The 18,270-nt window shown below is 62.4% G+C and carries 14 protein-coding genes; 3 read left to right on the top strand and 11 right to left on the bottom strand.

Annotation, left to right across the window (positions count from 1 at the left end):
- The first annotated feature begins 1 nt into the window (after position 1).
- Entirely contained in the window at positions 2-1,123 is a 1,122-nt protein-coding gene (locus ACLI1T_RS08700) for an EfeM/EfeO family lipoprotein (RefSeq protein WP_411702443.1), read from the top strand.
- Positions 1,123-2,352: an iron uptake transporter deferrochelatase/peroxidase subunit gene (efeB, locus tag ACLI1T_RS08695; protein WP_411702442.1), complete on the top strand. Its 1,230-nt coding sequence runs from the start codon at positions 1,123-1,125 to the stop codon at positions 2,350-2,352. Before ACLI1T_RS08700 ends, efeB begins: the two co-directional genes overlap by 1 nt.
- A 333-nt stretch (positions 2,353-2,685) precedes the next feature.
- Here efeB and ACLI1T_RS08690 read toward each other — a convergent pair whose 3' ends face one another.
- The gene (locus ACLI1T_RS08690; RefSeq protein ID WP_411702441.1) at positions 2,686-3,675 is read right to left on the bottom strand and encodes an HNH endonuclease signature motif containing protein; all 990 of its coding nucleotides are present in this window, start codon (positions 3,673-3,675) and stop codon (positions 2,686-2,688) included.
- Positions 3,676-3,832: 157 nt separating this feature from the next.
- Between ACLI1T_RS08690 and ACLI1T_RS08685 the strand changes: the two genes are divergently transcribed.
- Positions 3,833-5,209, top strand: a complete 1,377-nt coding sequence (locus tag ACLI1T_RS08685) for a M20 family metallopeptidase (RefSeq protein WP_023023481.1) — start codon at positions 3,833-3,835, stop codon at positions 5,207-5,209.
- Positions 5,210-5,275: 66 nt separating this feature from the next.
- On the opposite strand, the gene ACLI1T_RS08680 is transcribed toward ACLI1T_RS08685, so the two are convergent.
- From ACLI1T_RS08680 to ACLI1T_RS08635, 10 genes are all read right to left on the bottom strand, one after another.
- Positions 5,276-5,656 carry a hypothetical protein gene (locus tag ACLI1T_RS08680; protein ID WP_411702440.1) on the bottom strand — a complete coding sequence of 127 codons (381 nt, stop codon included), beginning with the start codon at positions 5,654-5,656 and terminating at the stop codon, positions 5,276-5,278.
- On the bottom strand, positions 5,656-7,515 hold the full coding sequence (locus ACLI1T_RS08675) for a BCCT family transporter (protein ID WP_411703310.1): 1,860 nt from the start codon (positions 7,513-7,515) through the stop codon (positions 5,656-5,658). The genes ACLI1T_RS08680 and ACLI1T_RS08675 overlap by 1 nt, the downstream gene beginning before the upstream one ends.
- 84 nt (positions 7,516-7,599) lie before the next feature.
- The gene (locus ACLI1T_RS08670) at positions 7,600-9,291 is read right to left on the bottom strand and encodes an FUSC family protein (RefSeq protein WP_411702439.1); all 1,692 of its coding nucleotides are present in this window, start codon (positions 9,289-9,291) and stop codon (positions 7,600-7,602) included.
- Between the two features lie 60 nt (positions 9,292-9,351).
- Positions 9,352-10,800, bottom strand: coding sequence for an ATP-binding cassette domain-containing protein (locus ACLI1T_RS08665; protein WP_411702438.1), 1,449 nt, complete (start codon positions 10,798-10,800; stop codon positions 9,352-9,354).
- A complete protein-coding gene (locus ACLI1T_RS08660; RefSeq protein WP_411702437.1) occupies positions 10,797-11,618 on the bottom strand; it encodes an ABC transporter permease in 822 nt (273 codons plus the stop codon). Before ACLI1T_RS08660 ends, ACLI1T_RS08665 begins: the two co-directional genes overlap by 4 nt.
- Positions 11,615-12,580, bottom strand: a complete 966-nt coding sequence (locus tag ACLI1T_RS08655) for an ABC transporter permease (protein WP_411702436.1) — start codon at positions 12,578-12,580, stop codon at positions 11,615-11,617. Before ACLI1T_RS08655 ends, ACLI1T_RS08660 begins: the two co-directional genes overlap by 4 nt.
- Positions 12,577-14,097: an ABC transporter substrate-binding protein gene (locus ACLI1T_RS08650; protein ID WP_411702435.1), complete on the bottom strand. Its 1,521-nt coding sequence runs from the start codon at positions 14,095-14,097 to the stop codon at positions 12,577-12,579. The genes ACLI1T_RS08655 and ACLI1T_RS08650 overlap by 4 nt, the downstream gene beginning before the upstream one ends.
- Before the next feature lie 190 nt (positions 14,098-14,287).
- Positions 14,288-15,307, bottom strand: a complete 1,020-nt coding sequence (locus tag ACLI1T_RS08645) for an LLM class flavin-dependent oxidoreductase (protein ID WP_005278049.1) — start codon at positions 15,305-15,307, stop codon at positions 14,288-14,290.
- Positions 15,308-15,495: 188 nt separating this feature from the next.
- Complete coding sequence (gene brnQ / locus ACLI1T_RS08640; RefSeq protein ID WP_349886639.1) at positions 15,496-16,923, bottom strand: branched-chain amino acid transport system II carrier protein; 1,428 nt, start codon at positions 16,921-16,923, stop codon at positions 15,496-15,498.
- 214 nt (positions 16,924-17,137) lie between these two features.
- On the bottom strand, positions 17,138-18,268 hold the full coding sequence (locus ACLI1T_RS08635; protein ID WP_411702434.1) for a MalY/PatB family protein: 1,131 nt from the start codon (positions 18,266-18,268) through the stop codon (positions 17,138-17,140).
- Positions 18,269-18,270 lie beyond the last annotated feature (2 nt).

Here is an 18,270-nt window from a genome sequence, read left to right as displayed (position 1 = left end):
GATGAAGATTTCCCGTTTCGCCACCGCATTCGTGCTCGCCGTTGGACTTTCCATCCCGCAAACGGGTGCCCAGGCCACGCTCAGTGGGCAGGGCAGCGAGCAGCCCACGCGCGAGCTCGCCGTGCGCGATGTGTATTCTTGCCCGGCACCTGAGGACGTGCAGGGCGAGGCGAAATGGAAGATCAATAACACTACCGGGCTTGCCCTCACGGTCTACGTTTCAGATGACAAGGGCAACGCTTATCAGGTCCTCGAGCGCGTCGGCACCCCTGCCGTGCGCGAATGGAATCCGCAGCTGGAGGATGGGACCTACCATCTGACCTGCGTATTCCACAACGATTCCGCTGTGGAGTCGGAGGATTTCACGGTGACGGGGTCCACGGTGAGAAATGCGCCCAAGATGGTTCCCATTACGGATCACGAGGTTGCCGCGGTTTCCATCAAGCAGGCTGAAGAGCAGGAAAAGCGCGTGCCGGAGTTGCAAAAGCGCGCCCATGCGCTTGCCGATGCCACTTCTTCCTCCCGCCCCGCCGCCCAAGCCGCCTACCTGGACTACCTGGAGTATTACCGCTCCTTCGACGATTCCAGCGCGGAGTGGCCGGGCCCGGAATTGGAGGGCTACGAAGACATCGAGCGCATCCTGTGGTCCAGCCGCCCGCCGAGCGATGCCGCCCGCCCCGCCGCCGAGCTTGCCGATGCCACCGACCAGACCGCCCACGCCCTCGACACCTCCCATTTCGCTATCCCCGCCCCGGATTATGGGCTGCGCGCGCATGAGGTGATGGAGGAGTTCGAACGTTTTGACCTGCGCGGCGAGCGCGATTTCGGCGCCCACGCCCTGCCTACCGCCCTGCGTGGAATCATAATGTCAACGCGGATGACGCTGGATCCCGTGCGCTCTTTGGTCGTGGATCGCGGCTTGGACACCGCGCCCATCTACGATCAGCTCGCAGACTTAGACTCCCTTGCTGAGGAATTCGACGATAAATACGGTGGTACGCCGAGCGTGGCTTTTGAGGACTGGTCGCAGGAGGATCGCTTGCGTTTGCAGGCGGGCGTCGCCAAGGCGAATGAGCTGCTCGCCCCAGTTGCCACCATGACCGTTATTCGGAGGATGAGCTAGTGCCGTGCCCGTTTAACTTTTCCCGCCGCTCTTTTCTGTCTGGCCTCGCCGCCTCCGCGGCCGCAGGCGCAGCTGACCCCGGAGCAGAGGCGCAGTCCACCTCGCTTCCACTGGAATCCGCCGATTCCTTGGATCAGCCGGGCGCGCTAGATTTTCACGGCGAACACCAGCAAGGCATCATAAATCCCCCGCAGAAATACTCGGAAATCGTGGCTTTGGACGTGCAGGTCAAGACAAAAGCCCGTTTGGACAAGCTCCTGCGTACGCTAAGTGAAAGGGCACGCTTCTTAACCGCAGGTGGCACTCCCGCGCCCGATGGCATTGCTTACCCGGCGATGGATTCGGGCGAGTTGGGCCCTGAACTTCCAGCCGATCATTTATCTATCACCCTCGCTGTGGGCGATTCGCTTTTCGATGACCGCTTCGGCCTTGCCTCCCACAAGCCCGCCCACTTGCGCGCGATGGAAGCGTTTGCAGATGACTCCCTGCAAGAAGAAATGTGCCACGGCGACCTCGCTTTACAGATTTGCGCCGATGAACGCGATACCGTTCTCCACGCGCTGCGCGATATATTGCGCCATACCCGCGGCGATGTGGCGGTGCGCTGGCGGCAGAATGGTTACATGAATTCCCCGCGGCCATCGGGCACGCAGCGCAATCATTTGGGGTTTAAGGATGGCATCGTCAATCCCAGCCCCGATGATTATGATTCGCTTGTGTGGGCCGGTTCGGATGAACCCGATTGGGCTGCGGGCGGTAGCTATATGGCGGTGCGGCTTATTGCCATGTACACCGAGTTTTGGGATCGCATTTCCATCGCCGAGCAGGAGCAAATCTTCGGCCGCGACCGCGTAACCGGCGGCCCGCTATCGGGCGGCGATGAGCACGCCGAACCGGATTACCTCGATGATGCCACCGGTGATGTCATTCCCACCGATGCCCACATCCGCTTGGCCAATCCTCGCACCCCAGAAACCGCTGACCAGTTGATGCTGCGCCGCGCTTATAACTACGACAATGGCGTGCGCGATAATGGCACCCTCGACGTGGGGCTGGTGTTTATCTCCTTCCAACAGGACTTGGAGCGACAATTCATTACGGTGCAAAAACGCCTCGAGGGCGAACCGCTGGCGGACTATATCCGCCCCTACGGCGGCGGCTACTTCTACGCACTTCCCGGCGTTACCGACGACTCCGATTACTTCGGCCGCAGCCTCCTCGAGGCCTAAAAGCCCGCTGCCCAGCTAATCTCTGGGCAACCACGCATTTTGCTTCCACCGCAGTGCAAAGGGCGTGGCATTGCCTCGATCTAGCGAGAAGGCACGCCAAATTGCACCGCCAGCACGCAGGGCCCACGACACACCAAAACGTACCCTGCTCGCGACGCCCCAGACCACACCGCAGGTTCACAGGTCTCACGGCGCGCCAAACCGGCAACCGCTGGACCAGCGATTGCTAATAGAGGTGGCAAGTTGAAAAGCGACGGCAGGCGGAGCGCAGCTTTCCAGGCGAGTGCAGAATCACTCCGGCTCCAGATCAGTGGCGCCAGTCTAAGGGAGCACCTAGCTGGGCGGCGAGGCCCAGGGTGGTAGCCATTCGATGCGGCCGCGGTGGCGATGCAGGCGACCGCGCACCGGTGGGGCGTGCGGGTCATCGTCATTGACGCCGTTGTGGTAGGGGCAAGCAATGGTCAGGTTATCCATATTAGTCTCGCCGCCGTGCTTCCACGCTTGGAGATGGTGGACCTGGCATTTATCGGCTGGGTAATTGCACTCCGCCCACGGGCAGGAGGGGTTTTCGGCAGCGGCCATCAGCCGCTGCTTTTCGGAGGCGAACCGCGAGGTTCTATAGAGGTTGACCGGGCCCTCGAAAGGATGAATGAGGGTGACAAGTCCAACCTCGGCAAGCTTTTTCTCCACCAGCTTGGCCCCGGAAATTTCGGCACCGTTGGTCATCTGCAGCGTGACCTCTTCGCCGCCACCATTTAATATCTCATCCAGCTCATCGAGGTGGATGACGATATTGGTGCTAGCCACCGGGCGCGTGGCACCACCGCGGAAGAAGATGCGGTCGACGGCCTCGAGCGGGGAATCCTCCCCAATGGTGGAGTGCAGGTCGGCTATGAAATCGGAATCGCCCGTAATAGACAGTGTGGAGGGCCCGCCCTTGCGCCGGGTCATGCGCACCCCGCGCTGGGGCTGGCGGGGAGGATACATCTCCTTGAGCCGGGTGCGCGCCAGCTTGTCGATGTCCCGCGACGTCGCACACAACTCCGCCCGCAGCGCCCAAGCGTCTCGCTTAGTCTTGGTGCGGGAGACGTATTTTTCAATCAGCTTGAGCGTGGTTAAGCAGTGCTTGGTTTCCCGGCACGTGCGCTGGCGGCGGGTGAAGGAGGTAGGGCCGAAGTAGGCATCGGCAAGCAGCAGCAATTCGCGCGATTCTTGCCGGGAAATGCCGAGCCGCCGCAGGTCCGTCTCGGCAAGGCCGAATACCTCGCCGAGAAGCTCCATCGGCGAGGTTAATTGTCGGGCGTAGTCCTGCAAGCGGGTCATGCCTGCGAGGTTAAGCCACCGTCCACCCACGCGAAAGCCCGCTCCGCCTCGCCTGTGGATAACTCGCCCCACGCGTCACACCTGTCGCCTCGCCGCCCATTCACCCTGTGGATAACCTGCGGTATTGTCGAATATGACAGCGAGTAAAGGAGCCTACATGACTGATCCCACGAAAATTGTCCGCCCCAACCACCCCGGCCGTAAGTCCGCGCCGCGCCAAGCGCAGGAGTTGCCGCCGCTGCCGGTGACAAGGGCGCGCATCGGCAAGCAGCCGGCGACGGAGATTTTCCAGGACATGGGCGAAAACATGGTGGAGGACCTGCAAGAAATTCGCCGCGATTTGCACCGCCACCCGGAAATCGGGCTGGACCTGCCGCGCACCCAGAAAAAGGTTCTTGAAGCGCTCGAGGGACTGCCACTCGAGATCCATGTGGGGCAGGATCTTAGCTCCGTGGTGGCGGTGCTGCGCGGTGGCAAGCGCGGCGAGCGGCCGGTATCGGTGCTGCTGCGCGCGGACATGGACGCGCTGGAGGTGCATGAGCAGACCGGCAGCCCCTTTGCGTCGATTAATGAGTACATGCACGCCTGCGGCCATGACCTGCATACTGCGGGGCTGATTGGGGCGGCGCGCATGCTGTGTGAGCACCGCGAGGAGCTGCATGGCGATGTCACCTTTATGTTCCAGCCCGGCGAGGAAGGTCCGGGCGGTGCCCAACCGATGATCGAGGAGGGCGTGCTCGATGCCGCTGGCCGACGCCCAATCGCCGCCTACGGCCTGCACGTGGGCCCGCAGGATCGGGGCACGTTCCACTATGTTCCCGGGCCGATGATGGCAAGCTCGTCCAACCTAACCATTACGGTGCTGGGCAAGGGCGGGCACGGGTCCCGCCCGCACGATGCTATCGACCCCGTCGCGGCGCTGGCGGAAATCCAGATGGCGCTGCAGACCGCGCTCACGCGCCGCTTCGACGCGCTGGAGCCCATCGTGATCACCGTGACCAACCTATGGGCGGGCAATGGTGCGTATAACGCCATTCCGGATCGCGCGGCGCTGGGGGCGACGGTGCGCGTGCTTCGCGACGAAAAGATCGACGCCGTCCGCCAAATGATTACCGAGGTCTCCAGCTCGGTGGCCGCCTCGCACCGGTGCACCGCGCAGGTGGATTTCGAGGTGTTGTATCCCACGACGAAGACAAACCCGCGGGAGAATCAATTCGCCGCTACGCTGTGGGGGCAGATGTTTGGCGCGGAAAACATGCAGCCTTTCGAGGCCCCGATGATGGCCTCCGAGGACTTCGGCTATGTCCTTTCGCAGGTGCCGGGCACGTTTATGTGGATGGGTACGGCCAACCCTTCGACACCCGAAAACCAGCGCGAGTGGAACCACTCGCCGATGATGCGTTTCGACGACTCCGTGCTCGGTATGCAGGCGGCAGCGCTCGCCGCCGTGGCTTTCGAGCGCCTAGCCACCGAAAACGAGCACCCTTCCGCGCAGACCAAGGCCATGCGCGAGGCCGCCGGCGTGCAGAAGTAATTCATCCCTGTGAACTGCGCGGCGCCAGAGTAGTGGGCAGGTCGCTGGAGGTGCCGTGCTCGGCGGCTAAGGCCGTCGGATAAAGGCAGAGGCAAGGCCGATGAGCGCGATGGCGCCGACAATGACCGAGGCCACCGGCCAGTATTGCGGGAAGTACTTGAGTGTATAGCCAAAGACCTGACCGTCATCGAAGTGCCGTGCCAAAGCGAAAGGCATCCACCACAGCTTGCTCACCGTGAGCACCGCGCCCAGTAGACCAGCGATGACCCGCCCGCGCCCGCGCAGGAATAAGCTGGCGGCGACGAGCGCGATGCCGGCGATGGTGAGCGTGAAGAGCAGGGGAGTGTTGGTGCTAAGCGGCGAGCCGCGCAATAAGAATTCGTGGTCAATCTCGTGTTGCTCGATGAGGGTGTAGCCATCGAGGACGACCTCGCTGGGAAGACCCATTACTTCTCCTCATCCTCTGGGGCGTAACCATCGGACCATTCGCCGGTTTCGAAGTCATAATCGACGTTTTCGCCTTCTTCATCCGTGCGCTGGTACCACTCTGTATAGCGGTCCGCGGTGGAATCAAAGTCATGCCCGGCCCCGCGGCCGTCTTCGGCGTGCTGGACGGAGAACTCGAATTCATCGCCATGCTCTGCGATGCCGCGCATGACCGCATTGTCCATCGCCGAACGGGCATAGGTGCGGCGGATAAACATTGGATCAGAGCGCAAATCCTTGATGAACGCCACCATCATGGCCAGCAGCACGAGGCAGAAGGGCAGCGCGGCCAAGATGGTGAGGTTTTGCAGGCCAGTGAGCACGTCTTCGCCGCCGGTCAGCAGCATGACGATGGCAATGCCCATCATGCACAAGCCCCAAAAGATGACGATGAGCTTATTCGGGGTCGGGTCGCCCTTGGAGGACATGGTGCCCATGACTACGGAGGCAGAGTCAGCCGAGGTGATAAAGAAGACCGCGAGGATGACTAAAAGGATAAACGGGGTGATGGTGCCAAGGGGGAGATCCTGGAACATCGAAAAGAGCACCTGCTCATTGGAGGATTCACCGTCGAAACCCTCTACGCCATCCTGATTGAAGGAAATGGCGGTGCCACCAAAGATGGTAAAAGCCAGCGCCAAAATGGCGGTGGGCGCGAAGATGGTGACGGCGGCGAATTCGCGGATGGTGCGGCCGCGGGAGATGCGGGCGACGAACATGCCCACAAACGGCGTCCACGCAATCCACCAGGCCCAGTAGAACGCCGTCCAGTACGACTGAAATTCAATGGTCTCATCGCCCCAGGACAGTCCCTTGGCCATCATGGGCAGGAATTGATCGATGTAGACCACGATGCCCGAAGGAATCAGGTTCAGCAGCAATAGGGTGGGCCCGACCAAGAAGACGAAGGCAATTAGCCCCAAGGTCAAGGTGATATTGAAGTTGGACAGGTAGCGCACGCCGCGCGCGACGCCAGAGACTGCGGAGACGATAAACGCGCAGCCCAAAACGGCGATGACGATGATGAGCGCGGAATTGGTCATGGGGCCTGCGCCGCGAATGATGCTGACACCTTCGCCGATTTGAATCGCAGAAAGCCCCAGGGTAGCGGCGGTGCCGAAGAGGGTGGCGATAAGCGCCATGACATCGATAAGCTTGCCCAGCGGACCATCCGTGGCGCGGGAGCCGAAGAGCGGCTGGAAGATGGAAGAGATGAGGGGAACGCGCCCGCGCCGGTAGGAGGAGTAGGCAATCGCGGCGCCAACCAAAGCATAGGCTGCCCACGGGGAAATGCCCCAGTGGAAGTGCGATTGGGCCATCGCTTGGTGCAATGCCTCGACGGAGCTGCCGTTATCCACGGTGTGCGGGGGAGGGCTGAGGTAGTGCGATAGCGGCTCGGAGGGCCCGTAGAAGAAGATGCCGACGCCGATGCCGGCGCCAAACATCATCGCTACCCAGCTGAAGTAGCTGAATTCGGGCTTTTCCGTATCCGTGCCAAGCTTGATGCGGCCGAGGCGGGAGAACCCGATATAGGCCATGGTCACGGTGGCCAGCAGCATGGTGATGTTCAGCAGCCATCCGGTATTGGTGATGGCCCAGTTAAAGGCGGTGGAGGAGGCGGCGGCCAGGTTATCGGGCATGGTAATGCCCCAAATGATAAAGGCCACGATGAGGACTGCGGTGATGGAAAATAACGATTTATCCAGGCCGAAGCGGTTGCGTTGGTCCTCAACGCTGATGCCCGGCACCAGCCCGGGGTGCATATTGTGCGGGTAGAGCCCGACGGCGCTGCCCTTATCGTGCGGTTCGAGGGAGCGCATATAGGCGCGGGAGGAAGAAGTCACGGTGTCCTTAACTCGGCGGCAGTGGCCTCAATTGTTCAGCACCGCAGCGCATTCCACAAGCTAGCGCGGTTGGGCATGCGCGGCGTGAATCTGCTTGACGATGCCATCTAGCTCCTCCTTGCTCGCCATCCTAAACGGGTGCGTGGAGCAATAGTCGAGCAAGAAATAGCCCGCGTGCTGGATGGCGATGTGTCGCTGCCACAATTCGCGGGCGGTGGCTGGGTTATCGGCGGCGAGGGATTGCATGGCGCGCCGCTCGGATAACAGCTCGTATTGCAGGTCGCGGCGGCTGGCGAGGACCTCTTCGGGAGTATTGATAAACAGCAACCCGAGCAGGGTGGACATGGATTCCATGGCGCGGGTTTGCAAGCGGTGCTGGTTGCGGACGGGCGCGGAGCGCTGCCAGAACCACAGCACGATGGTGGCCACGATGATGGAGATGAGGACCTCGCTGATGCGCGCCTGGATGGTGGGCCAGAGGGGGCGCTGCGCGGAATTGCCCATCAGGAGCGCGAGCGGGGTGGAGAAGATGACGCAGATGGCGTAGTTCTTGGCCACGAAAATCTCTGCGCAGAATTGGCAGGCGGCGAGGGCTAAGAGCAAGCTCCACCCGGATACGCCGAAGTAGTGGAAGATAGAAAACAGCATGACGCCGACGATGGATCCGAGCATGCGGTGGATGCCGCGGACGGTGCCGGCGACGTGGTCCGGTCCCCACTGCAGCATGAGGAAGGCGGAGACCACGCCCCAGTCCGGGCGGTCAAAGCCTAAAGACAGGCTGACCACCGTTGTGATGGCGGCGGAGACCACGATCTTTTGCGTGGTCACCATGGCATGCGAATCCCGCACCGCGGCGCGGTAGATGCGGTAGCGGCCGGTGGGGCGGGTGTGCGGGATGGCGGTGCGGTGCGGATCCACATCGGTGGCGTGATCGGTCAGCAGGTCCGAAGAGGACCCCAGATCCAGCGCGCGGTTATGCGCGACGATGCGCCCTTGGGCCTGCAAAGTGCGATCCACCAAGCCCGCGGCGGCGGTATTGATGATGCGGCCGCCGCGGATGACGCCGGCATCGGCAAGCGCTTGCCACGCCGTCGACAGCGCCGTTTGGGCCTGGTGGTGGCGGGCGAGGGAATCATCCTCGCCGGAGACAAACGCAGCGGTGGCCTTCTCCAAGGCGGCGACGGCGCGGCGTTCGGGGCCGTGCACATCAATGAGCGCGGGCGCCATGCCCAAAATCAGGCTGGCCAGCACGCCGGTCAGGGACCACAAGAATAGCTGGCCGACGCTCGTATCCGTCCGCGCTAGCATCACCGAACCGCCGCCGACCAAGACGAGGAAGAAGGCACCCGGCGGTGGCAAGCGCAACGCGTTTTGGGTAAAGCCGCAAAGCGCGGCGAGCAGGAGGGAATAAAGGCCAGCGAGCAGCAGCCACCATTGCCCGTGCCCGGGGACGAAAATGAGGTGGCCGACCAGTACGCCCACGGTCGCCACGGTGGTCAGGGCCAAGCCAGCGGTGAGGATGACGCGGGGCCGAGTGCGAAAGGGATGGCCTTCGCCGAAAATCACGGCAAAGGCGCCGGTGGCCAGCAGCAAGATGGCGTAGTCGTGGCCGGTGAGCATGGCGAAGGCGCCGGGAATCAGCAGCGCCAAAGCCGCGCGCAGGGCACCGGGCCAGCGCACGGAGGCGGTATTAAAGGCGGTCAGCAACTGGGTGGTGCTGGGGCGTTGCGGGATAGGGTGGTCGATGCTCACGAGCCTGCGGGACTCCTTTCGCTAGAAACGTCTACCGCAACCACCCTACGCCGTGGGAATTTATTGCCCTGCAGCGGCGATGAGCCGGCGGGTGTAATCGCTCTCGGGCTTCGACCACACGCGCTCGGTAGACCCGTGTTCGACCAGTTCGCCGCGGTTGAGCACGGCGACCCTATCGCAGAGCCCGCGCACCACGGAGAGATCGTGGGTGACAAATAGCAGGGTCAGCCCGCGATCCTCAATGAGGCGGGCGAGCAATTCCAGCACCTGGGCTTGCACGGACATATCGAGGGCGGAGACGGCTTCATCGGCAAGTAGAATATCCGGTTCGCCGCACAGCGTGCGGGCGATGGAGATGCGTTGGCGTTGCCCGCCGGAAAACTCGTGGGGATAGCGGTCGAGCGCTTTGCCGGAAATTCCCACTTCTTCCAGTGCGGCGGCGGCGCGCTCGCGCTGCTCGGCCTTGGATAGGCGCCCGGGCATGGCCTCGGCGATGGATTTCCAGATCTTCAGCCGCGGGTTCAGTGAACCTTGCGGGTCTTGGAAAACCATCTGCACGCGCCCGTCCACGGTGCTGGTTCCAGAGGTCGGGGCATCCAGGCCCGCCACAATCTTCAGCAGGCTGGTCTTGCCGGAACCGGAGCCACCGACAATGCCGAGCCGCTCGCCGCGGCGCACGCGGAGATCGATCCCCGCCAGCGCGGCCTGGGAGCCATGCTGCTTGCCGATGCCCTCCAATACCACCACATCCTTCCCCTCGCCCGCCGGGGTGAGGGCGAAGTCGGGCGGCTGCGAGGCCGAGACCAGCTCTTGGGTATAAGCGTGGCGGGGCTTAGTAAGCACGCGCTCGGTGCGGCCTTCTTCCACGATGTAGCCATCGCGCATGACCAACACCCGCGGGCACATGCGCTGGATGACATTGAGGTCGTGGGTGATAAAAAGCAGTGCGGTGCCGCGTTGTTCGGTAACGCGCTCGATGACGCGGAGGACACCGTCCTGCGTGGTGGCATCGAGGGCGGTGGTGGGCTCGTCGCAGATGAGCACGTCGGGGCTGCTCGCCATGGCCATGGCTAAGAGGACGCGCTGGCGCTGCCCGCCGGATAGCTGGTGGGGAAACCTCGAGGCGAGGTCGGCGTCGAGGTCGACTTCTTCTAGGGCCGCGGCGGTATCGTGCGCGCCGGCGTGGGTGAGCTGGGCACTAATACGCATCAAAGGATCCAGCGCGCTCATGGGTTCTTGGAAAACCATGGCCATGGTCTTGCCGCGCAGCGGGCGGATGGCGGAATCCCGCGCGCCGATGATCTGGTGATCGGCCACGGTGACCTCGCCGGTGGCGGAAATGCCCGTGGGCAGCAGGCCCATGATGGACAGCGCGGTCAGTGATTTACCGGAGCCGGATTCGCCGATGATGCCGAGCTTTTCGCCCGCCTCGAGCTCGAAGCTAATAGGGCCGACGAGGGAGGATTCGGAGGCGCTGAGGCTGAGATCGCGCACGCTTAAAAGGCTCATCGCGTGGCTCCTTTCATGCGGGGATCGAGGGCGTCACGGAGGGCATCGCCAAGCAGGTTAAAGCCCAAGACCGTGGCGGCGATGGCAAGGCCTGGCCAGAGGGCCTGGAGGGGATCGGTGCTCAGCAGCGATTGGGAATCCTGCAGCATGCGGCCCCACGAGGCGGCCGGGGGAGGGGTGCCCAAACCGAGGTAGGATAGGCCCGCCTCCGCGAGGATGGCGAGGGCAAAATACACCGAGGCCTGGACGATGATAAGGCCCGCGATATTTGGCAGCACGTGGCGCACCGCCACTTTCCATCCCGGAACCGCGGAGATGCGGGCGGAGGCGATATAGTCCTGCGTGACCACCTGCAGCGTGCCAGAGCGCGCCACGCGGGCAAAGGACGGAATGCCGGAAATACCGATGGCAATCATGGCCGTAAGCGTCGATGGGCCCCAGACCGCGCCGGCGATAATGGCGAGCAAGAGCGCCGGGAAGGCGATCACCACGTCCGCGCCGCGCATGACCACCGCTTCTACCCAGGTGCCGCGGCGCATGCCCGCGAGAATCCCCAGCGGGATGCCGATGAGCCCTGCGATGCCGACGGCGATGAGCCCCACGAAGACCGTGATTTTCGCGCCCGCCATGATGCGCGAGGCGGTATCGCGCCCAAAGCGGTCCGTGCCCAAGAGATGATCTGCGGTGGGGCCGGACAGTCGGCTACCAGGTTGGGCGAGGGTGGGATCGTACGGTGTCCACACCAGCGATACGAGGGCGATTACTACGACCGCGCCGACGAGCACGGCGCCTAGCCAACCAGAAAAACGCATTTTCATCGTGCGTCACCTGCCTTGATTCGGGGATCGATGAGGCGGTAGGCGACATCGGTAAGCATGTTTACTGCCAGCGCGAAGGTGACCAGCAACATGACAAGCGTCTGCACCGTGGTCAGATCGCGCACGGAAACAGCATCAAGCAGCATGGAACCCACGCCGGGGATGACGAAGACGGATTCAATGACCACGGCGCCTACCACCATCGAGGTCAATTGCAGGCCAGACACCGTCAGTACCGGCAGCGCGGCATTGCGCAGCCCGTGGCGGCGCAATGCCTCCCACGGGGAATCCCCCAGGGCGCGCGCGGTGCGGATATAGTCTTGGTCCATAACGTCGAGCACCGAGGAGCGCATGTAGCGCGTGAGCATAGCGCCCTGGACCAGGGCCAAGGCGATGACCGGCAGGATGAGGTGGCGCAGGAAATCGCCCACGCCGCGGTTGGGCGGCACCCAGCCATTGGCCGGCAGCCAGCCCAGGTGGACCGCAAAGATGGCCACCAAGATGATGCCGACCAAGAAGCTTGGTACGGCGATGCCCAGCTGCGTTCCCGCAGAGACCAAGCCGGCAACCCGCGAATTGCGGTTGTGCGCCAGCCACATGCCAATGGGAATCGCGCAGGCCAGCGCCAAGGCCATGGCCAGGCTGATGAGGATGAGCGTGACCTGCAGGCGGTCAAGGACGAGCGGGGTGATGTCCTGCTGCGAGGACAGTGACTTGCCGAAATCGCCGGTGGCCAGGCCCTTTACCCACTCGCCGTACTGTGCGAGCAGCGGCCGGTCCAGGCCGAGTTCCGCGCTGAGCTCGGCGATGGCATCATCAGTGGCATTAACCCCCAACGCGACGCGCGCCGGGTTGCCCGGCACGGCGCGCATGAGCGCGAAGATTATGAGGGAGGCGAGAAAAAGCGTGAGCACAAAGCGCAGCAGCGGCCGGATTATGGCCTGTGCCCGAGAGCTACTCATTGGTCCTCCTTTTTGTCGGTGAGATCGCGCAAGACTATCGCGTCGGTGACCTGATCTGTGTGCAAGCCGCTAATGCCGTGGCGCGTTAAAACGACATTCGGCATATTCATCACGGTCAGCGCGCCGGCATCGGCCATGATTTGGTCCACCACCTGCGTCATGCGGCGGGGATAGTCTTCAGGCGCTGCGGTATCGGCCTTATTGAGCAGCTCGCGCGTGCGGGCGGAATCGTAATTCAGGTAGTAATCCGGGTTACCAAAAAGCGCCGGAATATCGCGGGCCTCCACGTGGGAGATAATCGACATCTGGTAGTCCTTGGCGCCGTGGACCTGGCCCAGCCACACGGCGGGGAACTCGGCGGTTTCGAGGGTGACGTCGAAGCCGACATCGGAAAGCTGCGAGTACAGCAGCTCGGAGATGGCCTGGGCGTAGTAGAGCGTGGGCACGGTGATGGTGAGTGGGGTGCCCTCGGCGCCGGCATCGGCTAGCAGCGAGCGGGCCTTATCCGGGTTGAAGTCGTAGTAGTTCTTGCCCTCGAACCAAGGATCGGTGGGCGGCATGGGCGCGCCGCCGGTATCGGTGGCCATGCCGGACCACACGATGTCATTGGCCGCCTTGCGGTCGACGGCGTAGGCCACGGCCTGCCGCACGCGCGGATCGTCGAAGGGGGCGCGGTCATTATTCATCGATAGCAGGACTTCACCATTGGTGGTGCCTACGTTGGTATCGATGGAATCATCCAGGGAATCGAGGATTTCGGGGTTGCCCACGCCCCAGACGACGTCCACGCCGCCCGAGCGCAGCGCGGTGACCGAGGAAATGGCATCGGGGAAGTAGCGCACCGTGACATCGTGTTCAGACGGTGTACCCCAGTAATCATCGCGCTTGTGCAAGGAGACGAATTCCGAGGGCGAGAATCCCGCCACCTCGTAGGGGCCGGTGCCGATAGGCTTCGCTGCGAGGTCATCCATGCCCTTAGGTGACATCATCGCGCCGATGGTGGTGCCCATGGACCACAGCCAGCCGTTGGAGGGCTTAGCCAGGCGCACCTTCAGGGTGTGGTCATCTACTGCGGTGGCGCTTTCGACCGGGTCCATGGCGGAGGAAATGCCGTTGGCCCAGTCATTTTTGACGTAATTAATGGAAAAGGCGGCGGTCTGCGCGGTGAAGGGATCGCCGTTGGAAAAAGTCACGTCATCGCGCAGGTGGAAGGTGTAGGTCTTCGCATCCTCGCTGATGTCCCAGTCCTTGGCCAAGCCTGGGGTGATGGATCCGTCTTCATCGATGCGCACCAAGGTCTCATAGACGTTATCCATCAGCACCGAGGGCGCGGCGGCCCCACTCGTGGTGGTGAAGTCGAGCGAGGTGGCTCCCGAGCTGGACGCCACCGTCAGGGCGGCTTCGTTCCCGGAGGTATCTACCACCGCCGTATGGCCCGCTGAACAAGCTGTTACCGTGCCCAGCGCTGTCGCCACCGCGAGACAGCCCAGCGCTGAGCGCGCACGCAAAATTTTCATAGATGAAGAATAACTTGTGTGTTACTCAACACATAAACGCCCTAAAACCATTCGGGGGGAGGCATATATTGCCATTAATTAGGGCAATCCCAGCGGGTTGTTGTGCGGCGGATTCGGTGGCGCTGCGCGGCCAGCATTGAGGCCGAGGGGCGGCCCAACGCGGCGCTGTGTAGCGCAGCGAGGCGGGGGCTTAGCGCGGGGTGCCCGCCACGTTGGCTGGATCGAGCTGCCAGCCCTCGGCAAGCACGTGCATGTTCTTAATAACATTCTCGTGTGAGCTGGACTGCAGGGAAATCATGAGCTCATCGGCCTTGGCGTGCTCTTGGAACTTCTCCAAATATTCGGTGACTTCCTTGGTGGTGCCGACCGCGGAGTAGCGCAGCATGTCCAGGATTTGCTGGCCTTGGTAAGACTCGATGATTTGCTCGACCTGCTGGTCGGTCAGGTACTTGCCGCGGCCGGCGAAGGACTTCACGCGGTTGAAGCACACGCGCTCGTATTCGGCCTCCGCTTCTTGCATAGTATCGGCGGCGGTGACGTTGACACCGGCGATGACGTAGGGCTTGCTAAACCGCTCGGAAGGCTGGAAGTTTTCACGGTAGTAAGTCGTTGCTTCCTCGAGGTGCTGCGGGGCGAAGTGGGAGGCAAAGGCGTAGGGCAGGCCGAGCTTTGCCGCGAGCGAAGCTCCGAACATGGACGAGCCCAGGATATAGATTGGAACGTTGGTATTAGCGCCTGGAACCGCGCTGACGCCTGGGATATAGGCCTTGCCCTCTAGGTAGGCATTAAGCTCCTTGACGTCTTCGGGGAAACGCTCGGCGGATTGACCGTCGCGGCGCAGCGCACGGCCCAAGGTATTCATGTCCGTGCCGGGGGCGCGGCCGACGCCCAAGTCGATGCGCTCCGGGTACATCTCCTCCAAGGTGCCGAACTGCTCGGCGATGACGTACGGCGAGTGGTTGGGCAGCATCACGCCGCCAGAGCCCAACCGGATGCGCTCCGTCTTCGCGCCGATGTGCGCGATGAGGACGGCGGGCGCGGAGGACATAATGGACTTCATATTGTGGTGCTCGGTGTACCACATGCGGGAATACCCCAGCTTTTCGGCTTCTTGGGCCAATTCCACTGACCGGTTAATGGATTGGGCAGGGGTTTCACCGTCATAGATGGTGCAAAAGTCCAATACGGAAAGTGGCGCGTGATCAGTCATGGGAAAATAATCCTTTTTCTCGCGGGGATAGTACCTATAGTGCAACGGTACGCGGGGCGGGGCTATTCCGTACTTTTTCGCGCGACCATGCGCATCCCGGCGTCCCTAGCTGAGTTGAAATCGCAGACAAAACCCCGCCGCGGAGCCCGAGGAATGCGGGCCCACGGCGGGGTGTGGAAGGAGAGAGCTTAGCTCTTTGGCGATGCCGCGGCATCGAGCGGCGAGTCAACGACGGCCTCGTCATCAGCATCGGCCGCCGCGGTCACGGAGTTGGAGTGCTTCTCCCCGGCCTTGGTGGAGATATCCACAATCAGGCCAATAACTGCCGCGATGACGGTAGGTACAATCCAGCCGAGATCCACTGTTTGGCCCGGCGCCAGCGACAAGATGGGATCCAGGGCGGACGTGCCCCAACCTTGTGCGGAAATAACGGTCAGGGCGGACCAGATGACCGATACCCACAGGGCAAGGCGGTACGTCCAGTAGAACACGATGGACTTCTTTACCGCCGGCTGGATAAGCGTGAGCAGGATAAGGGAGATGGCCGGTGGGTACAGGAAGGTGATAAACGGCACCGCGATGGACAGCACGGTGTCGAGGCCTTGGAAGGCGAAGAGGATGGACATCGCGGTGAAGATGCAGGCCCACAAGTGGTAACTCGTCTTCGGCACCAACATCTCGAAGAATGCGGAGGTGGCGGTGATAAGGCCCACCGCGGTGGTCAGGCAGGCGAGGACGACGATGGCGGAGAAGAGGGCCTGGCCGAAGGTGCCCATGGTGAGATTGGCGGCCTCGGCAAGCAGCGGCGCACCGGATTCATAGGACTGGCCATCGGGCAAGGTCTGGCCCACCCAGGCCAGCCCCAGGTAGATGGCGGCAAGCAGGGCGCCGGCGACAAGCGCTGCGGTAATGGTGCCCTTCACCAGGGACTTTTGGGTCTTAAAGCCCTTAGAGCGCAGGGAACCCACGATGACGATGGAAAAGGCCAGGCCAGCGATGGCGTCCATGGTGTTATAGCCCTCGAAAAGGCCGGTGACCATGGGAGAAGAGGCATAATCTTCGGTGGGCATCTGGGGGTCGCGCGGGTGGTTTAGCGCCGCCAAGGTAATGAGGACCACCAGCAGCGCCACCAGGGCTGGGGTGAGGAATTTGCCCAGCGTATCGATGATGGAATTGGGCTTCCACGCCAGGCCTAGCGCGATAAGGAAGAAGACGGTATTGAATGCACCGCTGGCCATCGTGCCTTCCCAGCCCAACAGGGGAGTGATCGCCGTTTCCATGGATACCGCGCCGGTACGCGGAAGCGCGTAGAACGCACCGATGGAAAGATAGGACAGGGCGGAAAAGACGACGCCAAAGATCGCGCCGCCATTTGCTCCTAAGTCACGGACGGAGCGGCCGGAAATCGCGACCGCGATGATGGCTAGGACGGGCAAGAGCACGCCGGCGGCGAGGAAGCCCAGCACGGCGGGCCAGAAGTTGGTGCCGGCGGAAACGCCCACCATCGGTGGGAAAATGAGGTTGCCGGCGCCGAAGAACATCGAAAAGAGCATGAGCGAGGCAATGACAACGGTGGCCTTGCTCTTGGGGGTGCCTGAGGCAGTGGTGGTAGCCATCCTGGCTCCTTAACATTGCGTACTAAAACCGTCGGCCGCGCCGAGGGCCGTGGTGGCAAGCGACGCGAACGAGAATGCGAATTCTGTAGCCCTATAGGGACTATTCGTGTAATGAGATATTACTGCCCACCTGTTGAGAAATCAAAGCATGGTGAAAATACAATAAATGCCCCATCGCGTGTGCGATGGGGCGAGGAGAAAGGGCGGCTGAGAACTAGTCGAGCTCGGCGAAGGCTTTTTCCATGCGGTCGAGTGCCTCGCCCAAGATTTCGCGGGAGGTGGCGAAGTTCAACCGCGCGTGACCCGGGCCACCGGTGCCAAAGGTATCGCCCTCGTTGAGGGCCACGCGGGCGTTTTCCCGCAACCACTTGGCGGGCTGGGGATTGCCGGCGATGGCGGTATCGGAAAAGTCTAGCCACAACAGGTAGGTGGCCTGCGGTTGCGAGGTCTTCAGCCCGGGGATGCGCTGCGGCAGTTCTTCTACCAGCCAGTCGCGGGTCTCGCGCAGGTACTCGATTTCCTCGTCCAAGAAGTCCCCGCCGTGGCGGTAGGCGGCCTCTGCGGCAAGCACGCCCAAGGTGCCGGTGCCGTCTTTGGCCACGCCGGTAAGCCCGTTCCACTTCTGGGCATCGGCGGCATTGGAAAAGATGATCTGCGCGCACTTAAGTCCCGCGGTGTTAAAGGCCTTGGAGGTGGCGGTGACGGTGACGGTGCGCTGCGCTGCTTCCTCGCTTAGCGATGCCACCGGGATATGCTTTCCTTCATAAACCAGCGGGGCATGGATCTCATCGGCCAAGATGCGGGCATCGTATTTCTCCGCCAACTCCACCAGCCCGCGGAGGTAGTCCTCCGACAAGACGTGGCCGTGCGGGTTATAGGGATTGGCCAGGAGAATCGAACCGGCGCCGTCCTTGAAAGCCTGCTCAATCTCATCTAGCTCGAGGCTGGTTTCGATCTTCTCGCGCCCCGCCGTGCGGGGTAGTTCCAGCAGCGGTGGGTAGGAGGGCACGGGCACGATGACGGGGGAATCATCGCGGGTAAAGTACTGCACGCCGAGCAAGAGGCCGCGGACGACATCGCCTATCCAGAAGATGTGATCGGCATTGGGGCGCCAGTCGTAGCGCTCCGCATAGAAATCGGCGACTGCCTCGCGCAGCCCCGAGGCTTTGGGGGAGGGGGTATAGCCGAAGGTTTCATTATCCACCATTTCCTGCAGCGCCTTTTTGACGGCGGGGGCGGTGGGGAAATCGGACTCCGCGATCCACAGCGGGAGGATGTCCTCGTCAAAGACGGTCCACTTGCGGGTACCGCGGGCTTGCAACTCTTCTAGGCTAGGAAACTGCATGC

The sequence above is a fragment of the Corynebacterium tuingiense genome (genome assembly GCF_046718165.1).
Taxonomy (GTDB): domain Bacteria; phylum Actinomycetota; class Actinomycetes; order Mycobacteriales; family Mycobacteriaceae; genus Corynebacterium.
Note: the sequence above shows the minus strand (reverse complement) of the source record. Positions and strands in the feature narration are given on the sequence as shown.